The sequence below is a fragment of the Arthrobacter sp. B0316-5-4 genome (assembly GCF_059090325.1).
Genome location: NZ_JBNHFN010000001.1, coordinates 430,267 through 447,111, shown reverse-complemented (window position 1 = coordinate 447,111; position 16,845 = coordinate 430,267). Strand labels below are relative to the sequence as shown.

Genomic DNA, 16,845 nt, shown 5'->3' with positions numbered 1-16,845 from the left:
CTGTGGATGGTCTGGGTGGCGCCTTACGTTTTACGGAACAGGCGTTCGCAAGTCCAAACAGTAGCTGTTCCAGCAGACGCTATCGACGACGAACCAGACGAACCGCAGGCAGGGGTGGTACTGACTTTGGCACCTCAGCAGGAGAAACCGATGGAGACCATGCACAGGACAGCACCGGCGTCGCCCCAAGGATCCCCAGCGGCCGCGTCTGCCCCTCAGAAGGCGTCCTCCACACCCTTCACTATTCGATATGCCCGGTTTACGTTGGCGTTGTCGGGGCTTGCCCTGCTCTTGACGGCGATAGTTTCAGGCGTCCTTAGCCTTTTCGGTAAGGGATCGTTTTGGTTGCCGCTCGTCTCGGTGATCGGTGCGGTAGTCGCCGTCGTGGTGTTGCGCAGGCTCGCCCTTCGCGACCTTCGTGAACGACGGGCACGGCGCGCAGCGCAGGCAGCGCCCATCCCGACTCCGGCGCGTTACCTGCCCAAGGAAGAGCCTGCCGAGCCGAAGGCCACCATAGTCTTCGATGCTGAGGCCGCCAGCCGCGAAGCCAACCGACCCACGGCGGACGAGTTGCGTCAGGCTGCCCTGGCAGTTGCCGTTGCCGCCGGGGATCACTCAGCCAGCACTGCCAAGGAATCCAAGGGCGCAAGCTGGAAACCTGTTGAGGTCCCAAAACCCACGTATGTCGATGCCGCTAAAGCAGCCCGCCCGGCACCCGAGCCGTTGGATCTCCCGGAAGCCCCCAAGCCTGTGGGTAAGCCCATCTTGAAGCAAAATGCCGAGCAGGCAGAGGCCGCTGCGGTTTCCGTCAAAAGCCAGAGCGCACTCAGCAACCTGGATGACGTCCTTCAACGCCGTCGCGCGTAACAGCCTTCATGACCAGCATCTGCGTAGCAGGGGGCACCGGCCAGGTTGGCCGTGAGGTGGTCCGGCTCGCCCTAGCTGCGGGACACGCGGTGTCCGTGCTGAGCCGCCATGTGCCAGCCGCGGGTTCGGATCAGCGTCTCGACGGCGCCACCTACTTCGCGGCCGACGTCACCACGGGCGAAGGGCTGGCTGCCGCCCTGGCGGATGCCGAGGTCGTTATTGATTGCCTTGAGGGACAGTTTGGCAAAGCCAAAAAGCAGTTCGCCGACGGCGGTGCTCGCCTCGTCGAGGCCGCCCACCTGGCCGGGGTGGCCAGGGTTGTGGCGCTCTCCATTATTAACTGTGACCTGAGCAATTATTCGTATTATGTCTCCAAGGCCGACAAGGAGCGTGTGTACGCGGGGTCGCCGTTGCAGAGCATCGTGGTCAGGGCCACGCAGTTCCACAGCCTCGTAGCGATCATCTTTGCCACCGGCGCGCGGCTAGGGCTCATTCCCACTTTCACGGGGGCCAGGTTCCAGACCATCTCGCCGGAGGATGCCGCAGCCTCCCTGCTGGAAGCGGCAATGGCTGGGCACGATTCCACATCACACAGCATCCGCACTGTGGGCGGTCCGGAGGTGCTGACCATGAGGCAACTGGCCGAAGATTGGAAACGTGTCACGGGCGCACGTGGAAAGATCATCGGGCTGCCGTTGCCGGGACCGATGGGCGCTTACCTGCGTGCAGGCTACAACCTGGTCCCAGAGCAAAAGGTTGGGACCGAGACGTTCGTGTCGTGGTTGGAAAAGCGCGGGGAAACTTTGTAGCCTAGGGACACTGGTCCGGCATCAATACCCGGCCCAGGGGCTATAGCTCAGTTGGTAGAGCGCTTCGTTCGCATCGAAGAGGTCAGGGGTTCGAATCCCCTTAGCTCCACAAATTTGAGGCCATAAACACAGGAATTTGCTACATCGCTGGCGTCTCCAACCCCATCGGACCTTACTCGAGGGCCAGAAGCATCGCCCGCAGGGGTCCGATGAGCTCCTCATGACGACCAGGGACGTCGGCTATCAGCATCCGTTCTTTCTCGATCAGCGTGGTGAACGCCGCTTCGACAATGGCTTGACCACTACCGGTGAGCCGCACAAGGACCACCCGACCATCACGGTCACTGACGCGCCTCTCTACCAGAGATCGGTCCAACAGTCGGTTCACCCGGTTGGTCATCGTGCCGGAAGTGACAAGGGTCTGCTGAATCAGTTCCCCCGGGGTGAGTTCATGGGGAGGGTTCGACCGTCGCAGGGCGGAAAGGACATCAAATTCCCACCCCTGGAGATTGTGCAGTGCGTAGGCTTCCCTGCGCGCGGCGTCCAGACGCTGCGCGATCCGGCCAATGCGGCTGAAGATCTGAAGCGGAGAAGCATCGACCTGAGGAAGAGCGCGTTGCCACCCCTCGACGAGCAGGTCGACGCTGTCGGCAGGGGAGTCATGGGTTGCTTTCACACCACCGAGTATATCTTGACGTCAAGATATTTACGCGGGTAGCGTCACACTCGTAACCTAAACCGGTCTCGAACGGAGCGCCCTATGCCCATCGACTTCTCCAGCCCTGCCAACCGCAATACTTATGCCCTGCGCGTTGCCGACCAGACGTGGACGCAAGGGATCACCGCGCTGATCGATCCCCAAGGCCTGCGGGTGGCGGACATAGGATGCGGTGGAGGGATCTATTCGACCTCATGGCTCGAACTCGGAGCTGAGTCCGTGGTCGGCGTCGACTTCTCCGCCCAGATGATCGAAGATGCCGTCACACGCGCCGACGAGTCGCCGGACCTTACGTTTTTGGTGGCAGATGCCACCGCGACCGGGTTGGCGGATCACTCAGCCGATCTGGTCTTTCAGCGGGCACTGGTCCATCACCTCAACGATCCAGTTCTCGCTTACCGGGAAGCCAAAAGAATCCTTAGCCCGGCGGGGCGTCTGATGATCCAGGACCGGACGATGACGGACGTGCGTCGACCTGGATCCCCGACACACCTCCGCGGCTACTTCTTCGAGCTTTACCCCCGCCTTCTTGACTTCGAGGCAGCACGCCGCCCTAAGGAACAACAGGTGGAGGCCGATCTTCGCTCGGCTGGGTTCAGCAACCCTGAACGACACACGCTCGCCGAAAGGCGCCGCACCTACACGTCAATCGATGAACTGTCCGACGACTTGGCGGCACGTACGGGGCGGTCCATTCTGCATGAGCTCTCTAGCCCGGAGCTCGAGCGCCTCATCGATTACATTTCTGCCAGGGTCCATGCCGAAGGGCCGATTGAGGAAATCGACTACTGGACCGTCTGGATAGCCGCCCGGGACGATGCCTGATCAAGCCATTTCGAGGCGTTACTTACGGGCGCCCTTCATACTGGGCGCCGACCCGGTGGGGGCTATGGTGTGGGCGCGGTGATTGGTGTCTGTGCGGGCTCCGCTGTTTGTAGGCCCGGGCCGGAGGGGGCTGGACCGGGTGCCGGGACGGTGGGGGCGGCGGTCGGCTGGGCGGGGCCGGTGGCCTGGGTTGGATACGGTGCCGGTGTTGAAGCCGCTGGTGCGGGCGGCGGCACTGTTTCGACGCCGGACGCTGGTGTGGTTGTCCCTGGATTTGGGGTGGAGAGCGGGCCAGTGGACTGCGTTGGTCCGGGGGGTGCTGACGACGTTGGTGTCGGGGTCCCGGCTACGTGTGAGGTGGTGCTGGGGTCGGTTTGGATGATCTCCACGATCTGTCTTTTAAAGCCTTCGAGCTTTCCTTGGATTTCGGACAGCGGTACGTTCTGCAGGTTCCTGCCGTACTCGGCGATCTGTTGCCAGAGCGCATTCAGTTTGGCCATGCCGTCGGCGCTTAGTGGCCCGTCAAGGGTCAGGACCAGCTGGTTTGCAAGGGCGTACGTGAGGCAGCGGATGCAGTTGTAGTTGGCCGCCGCGGAGAGATTTTCCGGGACTACTACGTTGGCTTGTCCTACGATCAGGACCACCTGGAAGCCCACAGCTATGGCGGTGCAGTCTTTGCAGCTGGCGAAGGCGTAGGCCTCGTTGGTGTTGAGTACGTCCTTGCCGTCTTCGGCCCAGACCAGGGCGAAGGCGACGTCGTAGACCACGGATCCGTCTTTGGTGTTGACGGCGAGGGCTTGGTTGTCGCCGTCGTCGGGCGCTGGCGGTTTGTCGAAGGGAAACACCCAGGACGGGGCCGCCGTCGTTGTGTCGGAGGCTGTTGGTGTCGCCGAGGAGGTGTGGGGGACCAGAACCATGCTCAGCTGCGGTTCGTCCCTGGTGGGTTTGCGGGCATCTTGTGGCCAAAGGGCCACAGTCCCTCCGGCTTGGCCTTGTTTGAGGTTATGACCACCTGAGGTTGGAAAGATCGTGGTGGTGACGTCGGTCAGTGTGCCGCTCTCGTAGGGCTGGACCGGACGGTATGTCCCGGCGCTGGGCCACCATGCCCAGACGAGGCCGGCGGTGACGGCTGCGACGGCGGCCATGGCGACGGCTCGCTGCCAGGTTTTGCCCTGGGTTTTTTGCCACAGGCCGGTAACGGCCTGGCGGCCCAGGCGAACCAGGATGTAGAAGATGCCCACCACTGGAAGGGCGATGCACACCAGAGCGAGCACCCGCACAGCGGCGTCCGGCAAGTCCCCGGCGGCCAGGCTGTGAGCCAGGGCGGCTTGCTGTTTCTCGCCGTGGTCCCAGGCGGTGCCGACGACGCGGGGGAGGGTGAGCACCATGGTGGCCAGGCTGAACACCAGCAGGGGCACTGTGACCAAGACCCAGATAGTGACGACAGCGCGGGCCCAGGGTTTGAGCAGTTGTGCCTGTGGGTCTGTTTTGCGCCAAGGGATCAGTGCGAGCAGCGTTGGCTTGATTCGTTGGAAGAGGTCGGGGACGCCGGTGGCGTCGGCGAGGATGTGGTAACCGTCGAAGCGGACCATCGGCATCAGCTGCCGGACCATTTGCAGAATCTGTGTCACGACCACCAGCAGCAGTGCATCAAAGCCAGTAGCCCACCAGATGCCCATGATGGCTACTGCCACGATCGCGTTGAAGTACAGGCCGCCCAGATCGGTGCGGATCCGGCCGCCCCTGCCCAGCCGGTAGGAGTCGGTGACGTCTGTGTAGAAGGCCGGCCACATCAAGTACAGGCCGGCGCCCATGGCACCGGGGGTCGCGCCGCCGCGGCGGGCAGCGGCGGCATGGCCGAATTCGTGGAAGCCCGCTGACAGGACAGTGACCAGGAGGATCAGCAGCACCAAGCCTGGGTTCGCGAAGGCCTCATGCGTGGCGGAAGCAAGCCCCTTGACCATCAGCACCCACCAGCAGATGACGAGGAAGGCAGCGGTCACGGCGATGACGATCAGCGGGTTGAACAGCGCGGCGAACGGCGCCGTGATTTTTCGGGTGCGTTCCGGATCAGTGACGGAGTAGCGAAACCGCATGCCCAAGAGCGGGTTGGCCTTGCGGACCTGCGGCTGCGAGCCGTCGGCCAGCCGCAGCAGACCCAGCGGGAGCAGCTGGGTGTCGATCAGGGTCCGCACGTTGGCGGCGCTGACATCCTTGCCGACGGCGCTCCTGGCATGCTGTGCGATCTCCTCCAGGCCGCGGTTGCCGTCCACCGCTTCGAGGATCACGTACAGCAGCCGGGTCAACTGGATTGTCTGGCCGTCAGCGCGCCGAACGAGCGACGGGGCCTGCTTGTAGCCGGAACCTCTGGTTTCGCCGATCAGTTCGACGCCGTCGGCCAGCCCGGGCGGCGGCAGGATGTCCGGGTGCGCCGAGGATTCGGATGCCGGGGCAGGGGTCGACGGGCCGTCCGGCATGGACGGCCCGTCTTGAACGCTGGTCATGGACTGGTTACTGCTTCATGGTGGACTGCTGCTCAGCCCCTGCCGTGGCGTTGCCGTTGATGTCCTGGTTGATGATGGCATCCTGCTGGGCGACCGCGACCGCGTTGCTGTCGATCGAGCCGATGTTGGCGCCCACGGCAGCATCGATCGGGGCAGCAACATTGGCGTTGGCGGCCACTGCGCCGTTAATGGGTGCGGCAATGCCGGCATTCGCATCGAGGTTGACGTCGACGTTAAGCAGGTTGCCATTCAGGGCGCCCGAAGCTCCAGCTGCGGTCCCGCCAAGATCCGGTGTGCTTCCTGCCGGAAGCACACCGCCGGGAAGGGCGCCGTCGCTGGTTTCAGCGGGAAGCGTCGCACCCGCGGTGGCCGGGTCCGTCGTCGTCGGTTCTGTGGTGGCGGCGGTGCCACTGCCGTCCGCGGGTGCAGCGGTGCCCTGGTCAATGCCGCTGTCCTGCACTGAGTGGGCAGTAGCGTCTCCGGTGACGCCCTGGGTAATCAAGGTGCCTTGGTCAGCAAGGGCCTGGGACTCGGAGCCGAAGGACAGAACGTTGGCAGAGGCGGCTGCGTCGATCGGGGCGGCAACGTTGGCGTTGGCTGCGACGCCGAGGTCGATCGGGGCCGCGGCACTAATGCCGAGGTTGAGATCGGCGTTCAAGTCCAAGACGGAGGCGACCTCCTTGTCGGGCAGCGGCGTTGCACCTTCCGCCATCAGTTCCTCATCGGACAGCCCGCTGGTGGCGGATTCAGCACTCACGATTGGCTCCAATTTCCGGCACGGGTTCCGCTGCCCCCAGTGAGCAGTGTCCCTCCGACGTGCCTAACGACGCCTAATAGTAAGCATGATTACTAAATTATTGGTATCACCCTCCACCCACCTAACCTCTTTGCCTCCGACTGTCAGGCAGATAAATGGGCCCGAAGGTGTCCCGCCAGGCGGGAACCGTTCGGTAAATAGTGGTGTTTCTAGGTTCTTTTGAGAGAGTCCTTGAGCCGGATCTTGGCTGCCCTTTCGATCAGCACAGGTACGTAGTCCCTGATCGGGCCGTCATTGAGTGCGTTGTATTCCTCGCTGACAATTTCTTCGACCAGGGGTCGGGGAGCGTTCGGGAACTTGTTCACCAACCTGCCGATCACAGCAGCAACGGCTTGTCCCTCGTCTTCTTTGGCCATGGGCTCAGTTTCAGGTCTGCAGGGTGCGTCGTCAACCGAAAACATGTGAGTGTCGCTTGGCTGGTCTCATAGCACCTTCTTGGCTCATCACTCCCTGTGGATGGGTTCCCACGGGATGACGGCGTAGACCCTGCTGACCTCCCGTGCGGCATTCGCGTCATAGGATGTTGCTGGTTGCCACGTTCATTGGCGGAGTCGCCAACCTGATAGTCATTGTCGGGTTCATGGTCACCGCAACCTGCGGACTCCCGGATGGGGAACAGGGCTTGGCAACGGGGCTGGCGACCATGAGCCAGCAGGTCGGCATCACCATGGGTATCCCGGTCATGAGCGCAATCTTCACAGCTCAGATCCTGGCCGTCGGCAACAACCAGGCTCCCGCTGTCCTTAGCGGCGTCACTACCGCCATCTGCGTGAACGCAGGACTCTGCCTGCTCACTGCACTGGTTGTGGCACTGTTCCTGAAGAAGCCCTCGCGGGTCGCAGCATAGCCAATCCGGCATCGCCCCGGGCAGACGCGTTTCCATCCACGCGTCTGCCCGGGATTTCCTGTACCCGGAGGCCGTCACGGCCATTGTCTGGGCCTGGATCGGGGCATATCGTTAACTATCGTTCAGTATCGTTCGCTACAAATTGAGGTGGGCAAGATGCAGGATTCATTCCCCGCAGGCGGATTCATGGGCAACAGTTTTGACGGGATGTGGCAGGCCGTTGACGAGTTTCGTTCGCGGTTCGAGAAACGTTCCGGAACCAGGGCAGGGCGGGGCGAACTCCGCACGGCCGTCCTGGCGCTGCTGGCAGAGCGCCCCATGCACGGCTATCAGATCATTCGTGAAATCGATGAGCGCAGCAAAGGAAGCTGGAAGCCAAGCGCCGGGTCCGTCTACCCCACGCTGCAACTGCTCGCGGACGAAGGATTCGTCAGTTCGGAGGAATCCAACGGACGCAAGATCTACTCCTTGACTGAGGCCGGACGGGAGTACCTGGCCGACTCTGAAACCTCTTCACCATGGGAGTCCACGGGCACGGGGTCGGGCCCAGGGTTCGGGGCCCTTCCCAAAGCCGGAATGGCGCTTGCGCAAGCGGCGGCCCAAGTGGGTCGCACCGGAACGCCCAAGCAAGTGCAGGAAGCGGTCACCGTGCTTGAAGAGGCACGACGCCGGCTCTACTCCATCCTCGCCCAGGATTGACAGGGGTGACGTCGGTTCGGCGCGACCGGGCAGATCCAGCACCGGGCGCGGGGGACACCCGTGCCCGCTATCGCCGAATCCTGCGTTTCGCCGCTTGGCACCTTGCTGTCACCTGGTGGTTTGAGCTCCTGCTGCCGCGGGTGGGGCTGCGTCGGATTGGGGAGCGCAACCGGGCCAGGAGGATGCGCACTTTCGCGCAACGGTTCCATGACCTGGCGGTGGAGCTGGGGGGACTGATGATCAAGGTGGGACAGTTCATGTCTTCCCGCCTGGATGTCCTTCCGCCGGAAATCACCGCCGAATTGGAAGGGCTGCAGGACGAGGTGCCTCCTGTGCCTTTCCCTGCGATCCGATCCCTTGCCGAGGCCGAGTTGGGCGCGCCGTTGGGGGCAATTTTTGCTTCGATCGAGGAAGTGCCAATCGCCGCGGCGTCCCTGGGCCAGGCGCACCGGGCACAGCTCCTGCCCGCTAATGCCGCCGACACCGGACTCAGCAGCGTGGTGTTCAAGGTTCAGCGCCCGGGTATCCAAGCCATTGTCGACGTCGACCTGGCCGCCTTGCGCCGGGTGGGTGGCTGGCTGAGCCGCATCCGCCTCGTGTCAGACCGTGCCGATGTGTCGGCCCTCATCAAAGAGTTCGAGAAGACCAGCCTCGAGGAAATCGACTACCTGAACGAGGCGGCGAATTCGGAACGTTTCGCGGCTGATTTCGCCGACGATGCCCGCGTAACGGTGCCCGCGATCGTCTGGGAACGGACAACAAGGCGCGTGCTCACCCTGGAAGATGTCACGGCCATCAAAATCACCGACGCTGGGGCTTTGCGGGAAGCCGGCATAGACCCGGCCAAGGTCGCACCAGTTTTCGCCTCCGTCATGTTCGACCAGTTGTTCACGAACGGGTTTTTCCACGCCGACCCGCATCCGGGCAATATTTTCGTCACGCCAGCCAAGGGCCCAGCGGAGCATCCGTGGAAGCTGACGTTCATCGACTTTGGCATGATGGGCGAGGTTGCCCCGAGGACGCGAAGTGGCCTGCGCAAACTTTTGATCGCGGCCGCCTCCCGGGATGGCAAGGGGCTGGTGGAGGCCATCGGCGACGTTGGCGTTCTGATGCCTTCGGCTGACAAACCTGAGCTGGAGCGGGCCATGTCCCAGCTCTTCGACCGGTTTGGCGGAATGGGCTTCGCCGAATTGAGGGACGTGGATCCGCGCGAGTTCCGCGATTTCGGTGCCGAGTTCGGCACGGTGGTCCGATCGCTGCCCTTCCAGTTGCCGGAGAATTTCCTGCTCATCATCCGGGCAATGTCCCTCACGTCGGGGGTCTGCAGCTCATTGGACAGCCGGTTCAATCTCTGGAACTCCGTGGAGCCTTACGCGGCGCAGTTGCTCCGCGATGAGCGCGGCGGGCTTGCCAAGGATGTGGCGGCCCAGGCGTTTGATGCCGCAGTCGTTGCCTTGCGCTTGCCCAAGCGCCTGGATGGCGTGATCACGCAGATCGAGGACGGCTCGCTGCAGATTTCCAGCCGACGGCTGGAACGGCAAGTGGGACGGCTCATTCGACTGGCACACAGGGCAGTGGGCGCGGTGATCTTTGGTGCCGTCCTGATTGCGGGCGCCGTGGTTCGGGAAGCCGACCCCACTTTGGGTACCGTGCTGATGTTCGGTTCGGTGCTCCCGCTGCTGGCCGGCTGGTGGGCGGGTCGCCGTCGATGATTCCGGCGGGACGGGCAAGGCGTTGCAGATGCGGCAGGGAGGGCGTCTTAGACTTGCCGTGTGACTGACACGCCCGAACGCCGCTCACCGGAGCCCGGCCGCATGACCGGACCAATCCTGGTAGGCGTCATGCCTGGCCAACATCCCGTCGTGGTTGAACAGGCCGCCCACATGGCTGCCCTCTCGGGACGGCCTCTGGTGTGCGCCTACGCTGACACAACGGTTTATCCGGTTGATGGCACCGTAGGGGGTCGCTCGGCCCCGATCGATCCGGACGGAGTTGACGAAGAAACCGAGGCCATTCCCCGCTCGCTGAAGGCATCGCTGGCCGCCCAACTGGCTGGTGCCGGCGTCGAATGGTCACTGGTGCCACTGGCGGGGGAGCCTGCGCACGCACTGGCCCGCGAAGCCCACGAGCTGGGCGCGGCCATGATCGTGGTGGGCACACGCGACCATACGTTGACTGCCGCACTCAAGGAAATGACCTCCGGCTCCGTTGCCCGCCATCTGTTCCATCGTCAAGACCGTCCCGTGCTGGTCGTCCCCGTAAACCCCAGGGTCCCGGCCAACGATGACGACGACTGAGGCCAAGCGCCCAGTCCACCTTCATTGGCGATTCATTGGAATGGTGGCTGCAGGCGGAGTCCTGGGCGCGCTCACGCGCTACGGCCTTGGCCTCGTCATCCCGGCGCCAGGAGGGTGGCCTCTTCCCACCCTGGCCATCAACCTGACCGGAGCGTTGGCGCTCGGCGCACTCCTCGAAGGACTGTCACGCAGGGGGCCCGACGTCGGCAGTCGCCGGGTCATCAGGCTCGCCCTGGGTACGGGGTTCTTAGGCGCCTACACCACGTACAGCACATTGGCGGTGGACGCTGTTCACCTGTTTGCCGCAGGTACGGGGCCCGCAGCGTTGGGTTACCTTGCTGCCAGCCTCGTGGGCGGTGTGGCCGCTACAACTGCAGGTATCTGGTTGGGTTCATGGCAGCACAGGCTCACCAAAGGCCGATATCCGTGACAGTCATCCTTCTGGCGCTCGCCGGCGGACTGGGCGCGGCGGCACGTTTCGTGGTGGACGGGCTGGTCCGCACCCGCTTCCGGACGGCATTGCCTTGGGGCACGATCCTCATCAATGTTTCCGGGTCCTTGGTCCTGGGCTTCCTCGCCGGACTCGTCATGCGTGGTCAGGCGCCCGAGTCGCTGCTGCTGATCGTCGGCACAGGCTTCCTGGGAGGCTACACCACGTTCAGCACGGCCAGCTTGGAGACCATTCGCCTGGTCCAAAGCGGGCGAACGGGTTTGGCGCTTGTCAATGGTTTGGGAACCATGGCCGCGAGCGTGCTCGCGGCTGCGACAGGCGTGTGGATCGCTGCTCTTCTCCCGTAAATCGGAGGCCGTGAACTGTCCGGGCCCGACTGTAGGATCGTGCCATGGCTAAGAAGACATTCAATGAACTGTTGTCCGCCCAGGTTGCCAACGAGTTTGCAGCGTCCCAGCAGTACATCGCTGTAGCTGTGTACTTTGACGGCGAGGACCTGCCGCAACTGGCCCGTCACTTCTATCGTCAGTCACTTGAGGAACGTAACCACGCCATGATGATGGTTCAGTACATGCTGGACCGCAATGTGCATGTGGAGATTCCGGGCGTCGCCCCTGTGCGCAATAACTTTGCCAACGCCAAAGAGCCGATTGCGTTGGCTTTGGAGCAGGAGAAACAAGTCACCCGCGATATCGAGGAGATGTTCCGCGTCGCCCGTGCTGAGGGGGATGCCCTGGGCGAGCAGTTCATGTTGTGGTTCCTGAAAGAACAGGTGGAGGAAGTGGCTTCAATGACCACCCTGTTGAACATCACCGAACGCGCCGAAAACCTCTTCGACATCGAAAACTATGTGGCCCGCGAGACCGTCGGCGACGGCGGAAACGATGCCAGCGCCCCTGGCGCCGCTGGCGGAGCCCTCTAGGCATCTGGACACTAGGGAAAGTCTGCCGGAAGCTCAGCTTCCGGCAGACTCTTCGCTGTGAAGAGATCCGGCCGATTCGTCACGGGTCAGCAATGACAAGCGGCTCGCGATGCGTGCCAGATCCACCGGCAGTACGCCTCCGGAACCGGCGCCATCCCAGTCCAGGGGGCCCTTGCCTACCAGGAACAGGGTGATGTCCTGATCGTGGAGAACGTCCACCACGTTGCTGAACCGCTGCCAGGCGGGCGCCAGCGCGGGATGGTTTCCGGTTGGTGAGGGAACATTGTCGATCACCCATGTGGTGTAGCTGTCCGCCAGGGCAAGGTAGTCCGCGGGCGACGTCAGCCCTCCGCATAGTTCATCAAAGCCCACCCAGAGCAGGTCCGGATCGGAATTCCTGACAACGATCGGCTGCGTGGTGGGGGTCAAAACGCGGCTCTGCGACGGTGTAGGCGCGAAGAGGCCCAAACGACCCAGTTGGGTGGACGTCCCAGGCGTAATGATGCGCCCTGACCGGAACCCCTCCGTAGGGCCCTCCGGTTTGGCCTCGCCTGCAGGCAAGCGCCGGAAATCCGACGCCCCGGAGATCTCCACGATGTCCATCATTTCTTTGATGGCCTGGATGGTGGGCACAAAATGCTCATGCCACAAGGGGTTGGGCAGCAGCTCGTCCGGAGCGTAATTCGACGTCACCACCAAGGGAATGCGTTGTTTGGCCGCATCCCGGAGGAGGCGTGCGATGAACATGCCGTCTCCAACGTCATGGACGTGGAACTCGTCAAAAAACAGCACATCGATGTCAGCCAGCAGCGCGTCCACCGACCGCTGGATCATGGTTCCATTACCCGCTGTGGAACCATGCGTTCCGGCGTGGAGCGAGCGGAAGAAATCGTGGAAATGCACCCGCCGCTTCCGGACCGGCAACTTCGAGTAGAAGCTGTCCATCAGCCACGTCTTGCCGCGGCCCACGGGTCCGTGAAGGTAGAGGCTCCGGGGCGCCTTTCGGGATAGTGCACGACGGCGGCCGGTCAGCTGGGCGCCGAAAGCCGCCAACCGCTCGGCTGCCAGACGCTGGCTGTGCTCGAGTTCGAAACCCGAGCGGCCGGCGTCGTCCGCTATGTCGTCAACCATGGCGCGGCCAGAGTTCGGCAATGAACGCGGACCCACCCCAAGGGCAGGAGTCACAGCCACCCTTTTCGCTTGAAGATGAGGTACATGAGCAGGGCGGCGCCGAACATCAGGCCGATGGCCAGCGGATACCCGAATTCCCAGTGCAGCTCAGGCATATTGTCGAAGTTCATCCCGTAGACGCCTGCCACGAAGGATGGGGCGAAGAGGATGGCCGCCCAGGAGGAGATCTTCTTGACCTGCTCGTTCTGCGCGGCACTTGCCTCGTTTTGGCGGTTGGCCGTCAGTGTTCCGTCCAGGGTGAGGGCGTTCTGGAGGAGGTCACGGAACGAGTTCGCGCGGGAAATGACACGCTGTGCGTGGTCCTCGACGTCGCGCAGTGAACGCTGCAATTCGATGTCCACCCCGTATTTTTCGAAGCCTTTTTCCAGCAGGACCATCATCTCCGGGAGGGGATGGATGGCCCGCTGGAACTGGATGACTTCGCGCGCCAGTTCGTAGATACGGCGCGAGACCGCACTGTCGCCGCTGAAGAGCTGGTCTTCGATCTCGTCGATATCGTTTTCCAGGCCGGCAATCACGGGCGCATAATCGTCCACCACTTGGTCCACCAGGGCATACAGCACCGCCTCCGGACCGTGCCGCAGCAGATCGGGGCGTTCTTCCAAACGCTTGCGGACGCGGGCCACTCCTCCCGTTTCAGCATGGCGGATGGTGACCACGAAGTTCGGACCGGTGAAGACATGGAGTTCGCCGAATTCCACGGTCTCGGTCTCGTCCAGGTAGCGGGCGGGGCGGAGCACTGTGAACAGGCTGTGGTCGTAGCGTTCCAACTTGGGCCTCTGGTGCGCCGAGACAGCGTCTTCCACTGCCAGTTCGTGGAGGCCGAACTCTGCGGCGACCGCCGCCATTTCCTCCTGTGTTGGCCGGTACAAGCCGATCCAGGCCATGCCCCCGTGCACCGAAAGGGTTTCGAAAGTCTGCTCAAGGCTGTTGGGGGTGGCAGTGCGTACGCCGTCTACATATACGGCATTGTCGATAATGGTCACTGGTTGAACGCTACTGCATGGCCCCGATGATGGCCCCGGCGACAGTCATCGCCGCGATGTCGTGGCCGGAGTCGATCAACGTCACCGCCGTGGGGCGCCCTGCGAATCCGTTGTGGATGACGTGGCCGCCGGACCGGAAAACCAGGGCGATGACCAGGGCGAAGAAGCCGCCTGCAAGGAATGTGTTGAGGTCCAGTGCGGTGATCAGTATGGCCAGCAGGATGCTGGTAACGGCCGCTGCGACCATCATGGGAACCCAAATTCCGGCGCCGCCGTCAATGTTCTTGAGGTCGTCTTCGGTCTTGCCGATTGCCTGCATCCACCGCCCTCCCAGAACGGCCGGCATGTACCAGACAAAGCCGATCACCATGCTTGAAACGAAAGCCAAAAGTACGGCGAGCCAATTGATCTGGGAGATGTGTGAAAGCCAATCCATGCAAGAAATCCTAGTCCGCTTGGGCCGCAGCGCCGGCGCTCTGCCCTTCGGACTTGCCCCGTGTTGGGGCCGCTGCCATCCTTCCGATCAGTGGCTCCGTCCGGTACGGAATATGAGTGTGCAGGGCCAACACCGTTTCGGTCCTGATCACGCCCTTGGTGCGCAGGACTGCACGCAGGGCGGACTGGAGGTTGTGGGTGTCCGTGGCGACCACCCGGCACCAGAGATCACCCCGGCCGGAGATCTCGTGCACTTCCAGCACCTGCGGTATCAGGCGCAGCGCCCCAATGACGCCGTCCAGTTCACGGTGGGTGACCTCGATGGTGACGAAAGCGACGACGTCGTACCCCACCTTTTCGAGGTCCACTTCACGGCCTGCTGCCTGCAGGACTCCGGAGCGCAGAAGACGCTTGATCCGGCTTTGGGCAGTGTTGCGGGCTATCCCCAGGGCTTCGCTCAGTTCGGCAATCTGGATGCGGGGGTCCCGGATCAGTTCCAGCAGAATTTTCAGGTCCATAGGGTCAAGACTGTTCAAATGGTCACTCCAGCTCACTTTGATAGCTACACTTTGAGTCTTTTGATCAATTCATGCATTCGCTTGGTTCGTTGAGCGCAGCTCTATTGCATTCTATTGCCATCACTGTTCAGTCGTGCTGGTTCTCCCACAAGGACTTCCCAGCCCGGCCACCGAGCCCGAAGGCATGGAAATGACTGTCTTGAGCGAACTCCGCATGCGTCCGGCCACCGCTGCACGCTGGGGATGGGATGCCTCCACCACCGCCCGGCTGGTCCTCGCGGGGGTGGTGATCTTCACGCTGCTGGTTGGCGCCAACCTTGCCACGCCCTTGTACCCGTTGCTTCAGGCCAGGATCGGCATGTCCTCGCTTGACGTGACAATAGCCTTTTCAAGCTATGTGCTGGCCTTGGTTGCGGTCCTCATGGTGGCCGGCCACTGGTCCGACCACATCGGCCGCCGGGCCGCGTTGGTCCTTGCGGTGATGGTGGGCCTGGTAGGCGGGGTGATCTTCGCAAACGCCGACACCCTGGTGTCGTTGTCCATGGGACGGGCCCTCCAAGGCGTGGCCGTGGGTCTCGCCACCGGTGCGAGCTCCGCAGCCCTCCGCGAACTGCTGCCCCAACGGCCGGACTGGGCGTCGCGGTTCACGTTGCTCTCCTCAGCTGGTGGCGTCGCTTCCGGCCCCGCAATCGGCGGCCTGCTGTCACTCCTGCCGGACCCCACACGTACGCCCTACTACGTTCATTCCGCAGTGTTGCTGGCGGCGCTCATTCCATTGTGGCTGCTCAAAGCCCGGCCGGCCATCGCACCGGCGGAAGGCCCCAGGCCATTGAAGGTCCTTGCCCCCAGGAAGCCGTCCATTTCCAAAGACGCACGCGGAGCATTCTGGATGGCAGCAGCCACCGGGTTCCTGAGCTTTGCGGTGTTCGGTTTTTGCTTGTCCCTGGCGCCGGGGTACTTCGCCACGGTGGTGCACGCCGATTCGAGGCCGTTGATAGGACTTCTGGCGGGTGTCACCCTGGGTGCTTCGGCCCTGAGCCAACTGCTGGGGGCCCGTGGACGATTCGTGGTCCCTGTCGCACTGGGCGTCCTGGGTGTCTCTGTGGTTCTGGTGGGAGCGGCGGCCGCGTGGTCGAGCCCATGGCTTCTTGTCGCCGCCAGCATTACGGCAGGCGCGGGCCAAGGCATTGCTTTCCGCCAGGTCTTCAACGAGGTGGCCGGAAAAGTCGAAGCGGCACGCCATGCACAGGTCATCAGCACGGTCTACGTGATTACGTACTTGGGGAGCGCCGTTCCGGTGATTGGGCTGGGACTGGCCGTCTCATCGCTCGGGCTGCAGGCCGCCGTCGTGGGTTTCACCATCCTCTGCGGAGTGGCTGCCCTGGCCCTGGCGGTCTTCTCACTTCGGAGCGCCCTGCGAGCCTGACAGTCGAGGCTATTCCGGCAGTGGTCCGCGGTTTCCCGGAATGTGCTGGAAGACCATGGTTGTTTCGGTATGACCCACCACGGGGTCGGTGGCGAGATTGTCCAGGAGCCAATTCCGGAGATCATCGGTGTTGGCCACCGCGATATGCAGGAGGTAGTCCACCGAGCCTGTGGTGTGGAACGTGGAGATCACCGCGGGAAGCTTCGGAACGCGTGCCGTGAAACGGTCGATTTGGTCACGGTCGTGGGCGCGGAGCCGAACGGCGATAAGGGCCTGGACCGAGCGACCAATGGCCGGCAAACTCAGGACCGCCTCGAAGCCTTCGATGATGCCGCGCTCGGAAAGCGCCCGGGTCCGCATCAAAGCCGTGGAGGGGGCGATTCCGACGAGCTCGGCCAATTGCTTGTTCGAGATACGGGCATCATCCACCAAAGCCGCAAGGATCCGTTCGTCGATCGCATCCAAGGGCTCAGTGCTGCCCGTGGTTGACCGAACATTCTTCGTGGGGTTGCTCACGGATCCTCCTGAAATTG

Annotated in this window: 20 protein-coding genes and 1 tRNA gene; 12 read left to right on the top strand and 9 right to left on the bottom strand. The window is 63.0% G+C overall.

Translation table 11 applies throughout. From position 1 onward, the window contains the following. Positions 1–6 precede the first annotated feature (6 nt). The 3 genes from AC5RU9_RS02060 (at position 7) to AC5RU9_RS02050 (ending at position 1,785) form a co-directional block, all read left to right on the top strand. Positions 7–867 carry a hypothetical protein gene (locus AC5RU9_RS02060; RefSeq protein WP_494015462.1) on the top strand — a complete coding sequence of 287 codons (861 nt, stop codon included), beginning with the start codon at positions 7–9 and terminating at the stop codon, positions 865–867. An 8-nt stretch (positions 868–875) separates the two neighbouring features. After that, the gene (locus AC5RU9_RS02055) at positions 876–1,676 is read left to right on the top strand and encodes an SDR family oxidoreductase (RefSeq protein WP_494015151.1); all 801 of its coding nucleotides are present in this window, start codon (positions 876–878) and stop codon (positions 1,674–1,676) included. A gap of 36 nt (positions 1,677–1,712) precedes the next feature. Next, positions 1,713–1,785: transfer RNA gene (locus tag AC5RU9_RS02050), tRNA-Ala, on the top strand. A gap of 63 nt (positions 1,786–1,848) precedes the next feature. Here the strand turns inward: AC5RU9_RS02050 and AC5RU9_RS02045 are convergent. Beyond that, positions 1,849–2,352: a MarR family winged helix-turn-helix transcriptional regulator gene (locus tag AC5RU9_RS02045; RefSeq protein ID WP_494015150.1), complete on the bottom strand. Its 504-nt coding sequence runs from the start codon at positions 2,350–2,352 to the stop codon at positions 1,849–1,851. An 84-nt stretch (positions 2,353–2,436) separates the two neighbouring features. Between AC5RU9_RS02045 and AC5RU9_RS02040 the strand changes: the two genes are divergently transcribed. Beyond that, a complete protein-coding gene (locus AC5RU9_RS02040; protein WP_494015149.1) occupies positions 2,437–3,219 on the top strand; it encodes a class I SAM-dependent methyltransferase in 783 nt (260 codons plus the stop codon). 62 nt (positions 3,220–3,281) lie between these two features. Here the strand turns inward: AC5RU9_RS02040 and AC5RU9_RS02035 are convergent, their stop codons facing one another. The 3 genes from AC5RU9_RS02035 to AC5RU9_RS02025 form a co-directional block, all read right to left on the bottom strand. After that, the gene (locus AC5RU9_RS02035; RefSeq protein WP_494015148.1) at positions 3,282–5,723 is read right to left on the bottom strand and encodes a hypothetical protein; all 2,442 of its coding nucleotides are present in this window, start codon (positions 5,721–5,723) and stop codon (positions 3,282–3,284) included. Positions 5,724–5,730: 7 nt separating this feature from the next. Next, complete coding sequence (locus AC5RU9_RS02030) at positions 5,731–6,480, bottom strand: peptidoglycan-binding protein (protein ID WP_494015147.1); 750 nt, start codon at positions 6,478–6,480, stop codon at positions 5,731–5,733. Positions 6,481–6,689: 209 nt separating this feature from the next. Further along, the gene (locus AC5RU9_RS02025; protein WP_211711229.1) at positions 6,690–6,896 is read right to left on the bottom strand and encodes a three-helix bundle dimerization domain-containing protein; all 207 of its coding nucleotides are present in this window, start codon (positions 6,894–6,896) and stop codon (positions 6,690–6,692) included. 164 nt (positions 6,897–7,060) lie between these two features. Between AC5RU9_RS02025 and AC5RU9_RS02020 the strand changes: the two genes are divergently transcribed. From AC5RU9_RS02020 to AC5RU9_RS01990, 7 genes are all read left to right on the top strand, one after another. Further along, positions 7,061–7,387: a hypothetical protein gene (locus AC5RU9_RS02020; RefSeq protein WP_494015146.1), complete on the top strand. Its 327-nt coding sequence runs from the start codon at positions 7,061–7,063 to the stop codon at positions 7,385–7,387. A 156-nt stretch (positions 7,388–7,543) separates the two neighbouring features. Beyond that, positions 7,544–8,086, top strand: coding sequence for a PadR family transcriptional regulator (locus AC5RU9_RS02015; RefSeq protein WP_211711232.1), 543 nt, complete (start codon positions 7,544–7,546; stop codon positions 8,084–8,086). A 5-nt stretch (positions 8,087–8,091) separates the two neighbouring features. After that, positions 8,092–9,798 (top strand): ABC1 kinase family protein, encoded by a 1,707-nt coding sequence (locus AC5RU9_RS02010; protein WP_494015145.1) that lies wholly within the window; start codon positions 8,092–8,094, stop codon positions 9,796–9,798. 60 nt (positions 9,799–9,858) lie between these two features. Further along, positions 9,859–10,383: a universal stress protein gene (locus tag AC5RU9_RS02005; RefSeq protein ID WP_494015144.1), complete on the top strand. Its 525-nt coding sequence runs from the start codon at positions 9,859–9,861 to the stop codon at positions 10,381–10,383. Further along, a complete protein-coding gene (locus AC5RU9_RS02000; RefSeq protein WP_494015143.1) occupies positions 10,370–10,813 on the top strand; it encodes a fluoride efflux transporter FluC in 444 nt (147 codons plus the stop codon). The genes AC5RU9_RS02005 and AC5RU9_RS02000 overlap by 14 nt, the downstream gene beginning before the upstream one ends. After that, entirely contained in the window at positions 10,810–11,181 is a 372-nt protein-coding gene (gene crcB / locus AC5RU9_RS01995; protein WP_494015142.1) for a fluoride efflux transporter CrcB, read from the top strand. The genes AC5RU9_RS02000 and crcB overlap by 4 nt, the downstream gene beginning before the upstream one ends. 44 nt (positions 11,182–11,225) lie before the next feature. Next, positions 11,226–11,756 carry a ferritin gene (locus AC5RU9_RS01990; RefSeq protein ID WP_211711236.1) on the top strand — a complete coding sequence of 177 codons (531 nt, stop codon included), beginning with the start codon at positions 11,226–11,228 and terminating at the stop codon, positions 11,754–11,756. A gap of 33 nt (positions 11,757–11,789) precedes the next feature. Here AC5RU9_RS01990 and zapE read toward each other — a convergent pair whose 3' ends face one another. The 4 genes from zapE to AC5RU9_RS01970 are packed head-to-tail and all read right to left on the bottom strand — an operon-like array spanning position 11,790 to position 14,886. Then, a complete protein-coding gene (gene zapE, locus AC5RU9_RS01985; RefSeq protein ID WP_494015141.1) occupies positions 11,790–12,941 on the bottom strand; it encodes a cell division protein ZapE in 1,152 nt (383 codons plus the stop codon). Next, positions 12,938–13,933, bottom strand: coding sequence for a magnesium/cobalt transporter CorA (gene corA, locus AC5RU9_RS01980; protein ID WP_494015140.1), 996 nt, complete (start codon positions 13,931–13,933; stop codon positions 12,938–12,940). The genes zapE and corA overlap by 4 nt, the downstream gene beginning before the upstream one ends. A 10-nt stretch (positions 13,934–13,943) precedes the next feature. After that, complete coding sequence (locus AC5RU9_RS01975; RefSeq protein WP_494015139.1) at positions 13,944–14,369, bottom strand: DUF1761 domain-containing protein; 426 nt, start codon at positions 14,367–14,369, stop codon at positions 13,944–13,946. A 10-nt stretch (positions 14,370–14,379) separates the two neighbouring features. Further along, on the bottom strand, positions 14,380–14,886 hold the full coding sequence (locus AC5RU9_RS01970) for an Lrp/AsnC family transcriptional regulator (RefSeq protein ID WP_442789697.1): 507 nt from the start codon (positions 14,884–14,886) through the stop codon (positions 14,380–14,382). A 190-nt stretch (positions 14,887–15,076) separates the two neighbouring features. On the opposite strand from AC5RU9_RS01970, the gene AC5RU9_RS01965 reads away from it, so the two are divergent. After that, positions 15,077–16,312: an MFS transporter gene (locus AC5RU9_RS01965; RefSeq protein ID WP_494015138.1), complete on the top strand. Its 1,236-nt coding sequence runs from the start codon at positions 15,077–15,079 to the stop codon at positions 16,310–16,312. A 9-nt stretch (positions 16,313–16,321) separates the two neighbouring features. Here AC5RU9_RS01965 and AC5RU9_RS01960 read toward each other — a convergent pair whose 3' ends face one another. Next, positions 16,322–16,828, bottom strand: a complete 507-nt coding sequence (locus AC5RU9_RS01960; protein WP_211711241.1) for an Lrp/AsnC family transcriptional regulator — start codon at positions 16,826–16,828, stop codon at positions 16,322–16,324. Positions 16,829–16,845 lie beyond the last annotated feature (17 nt).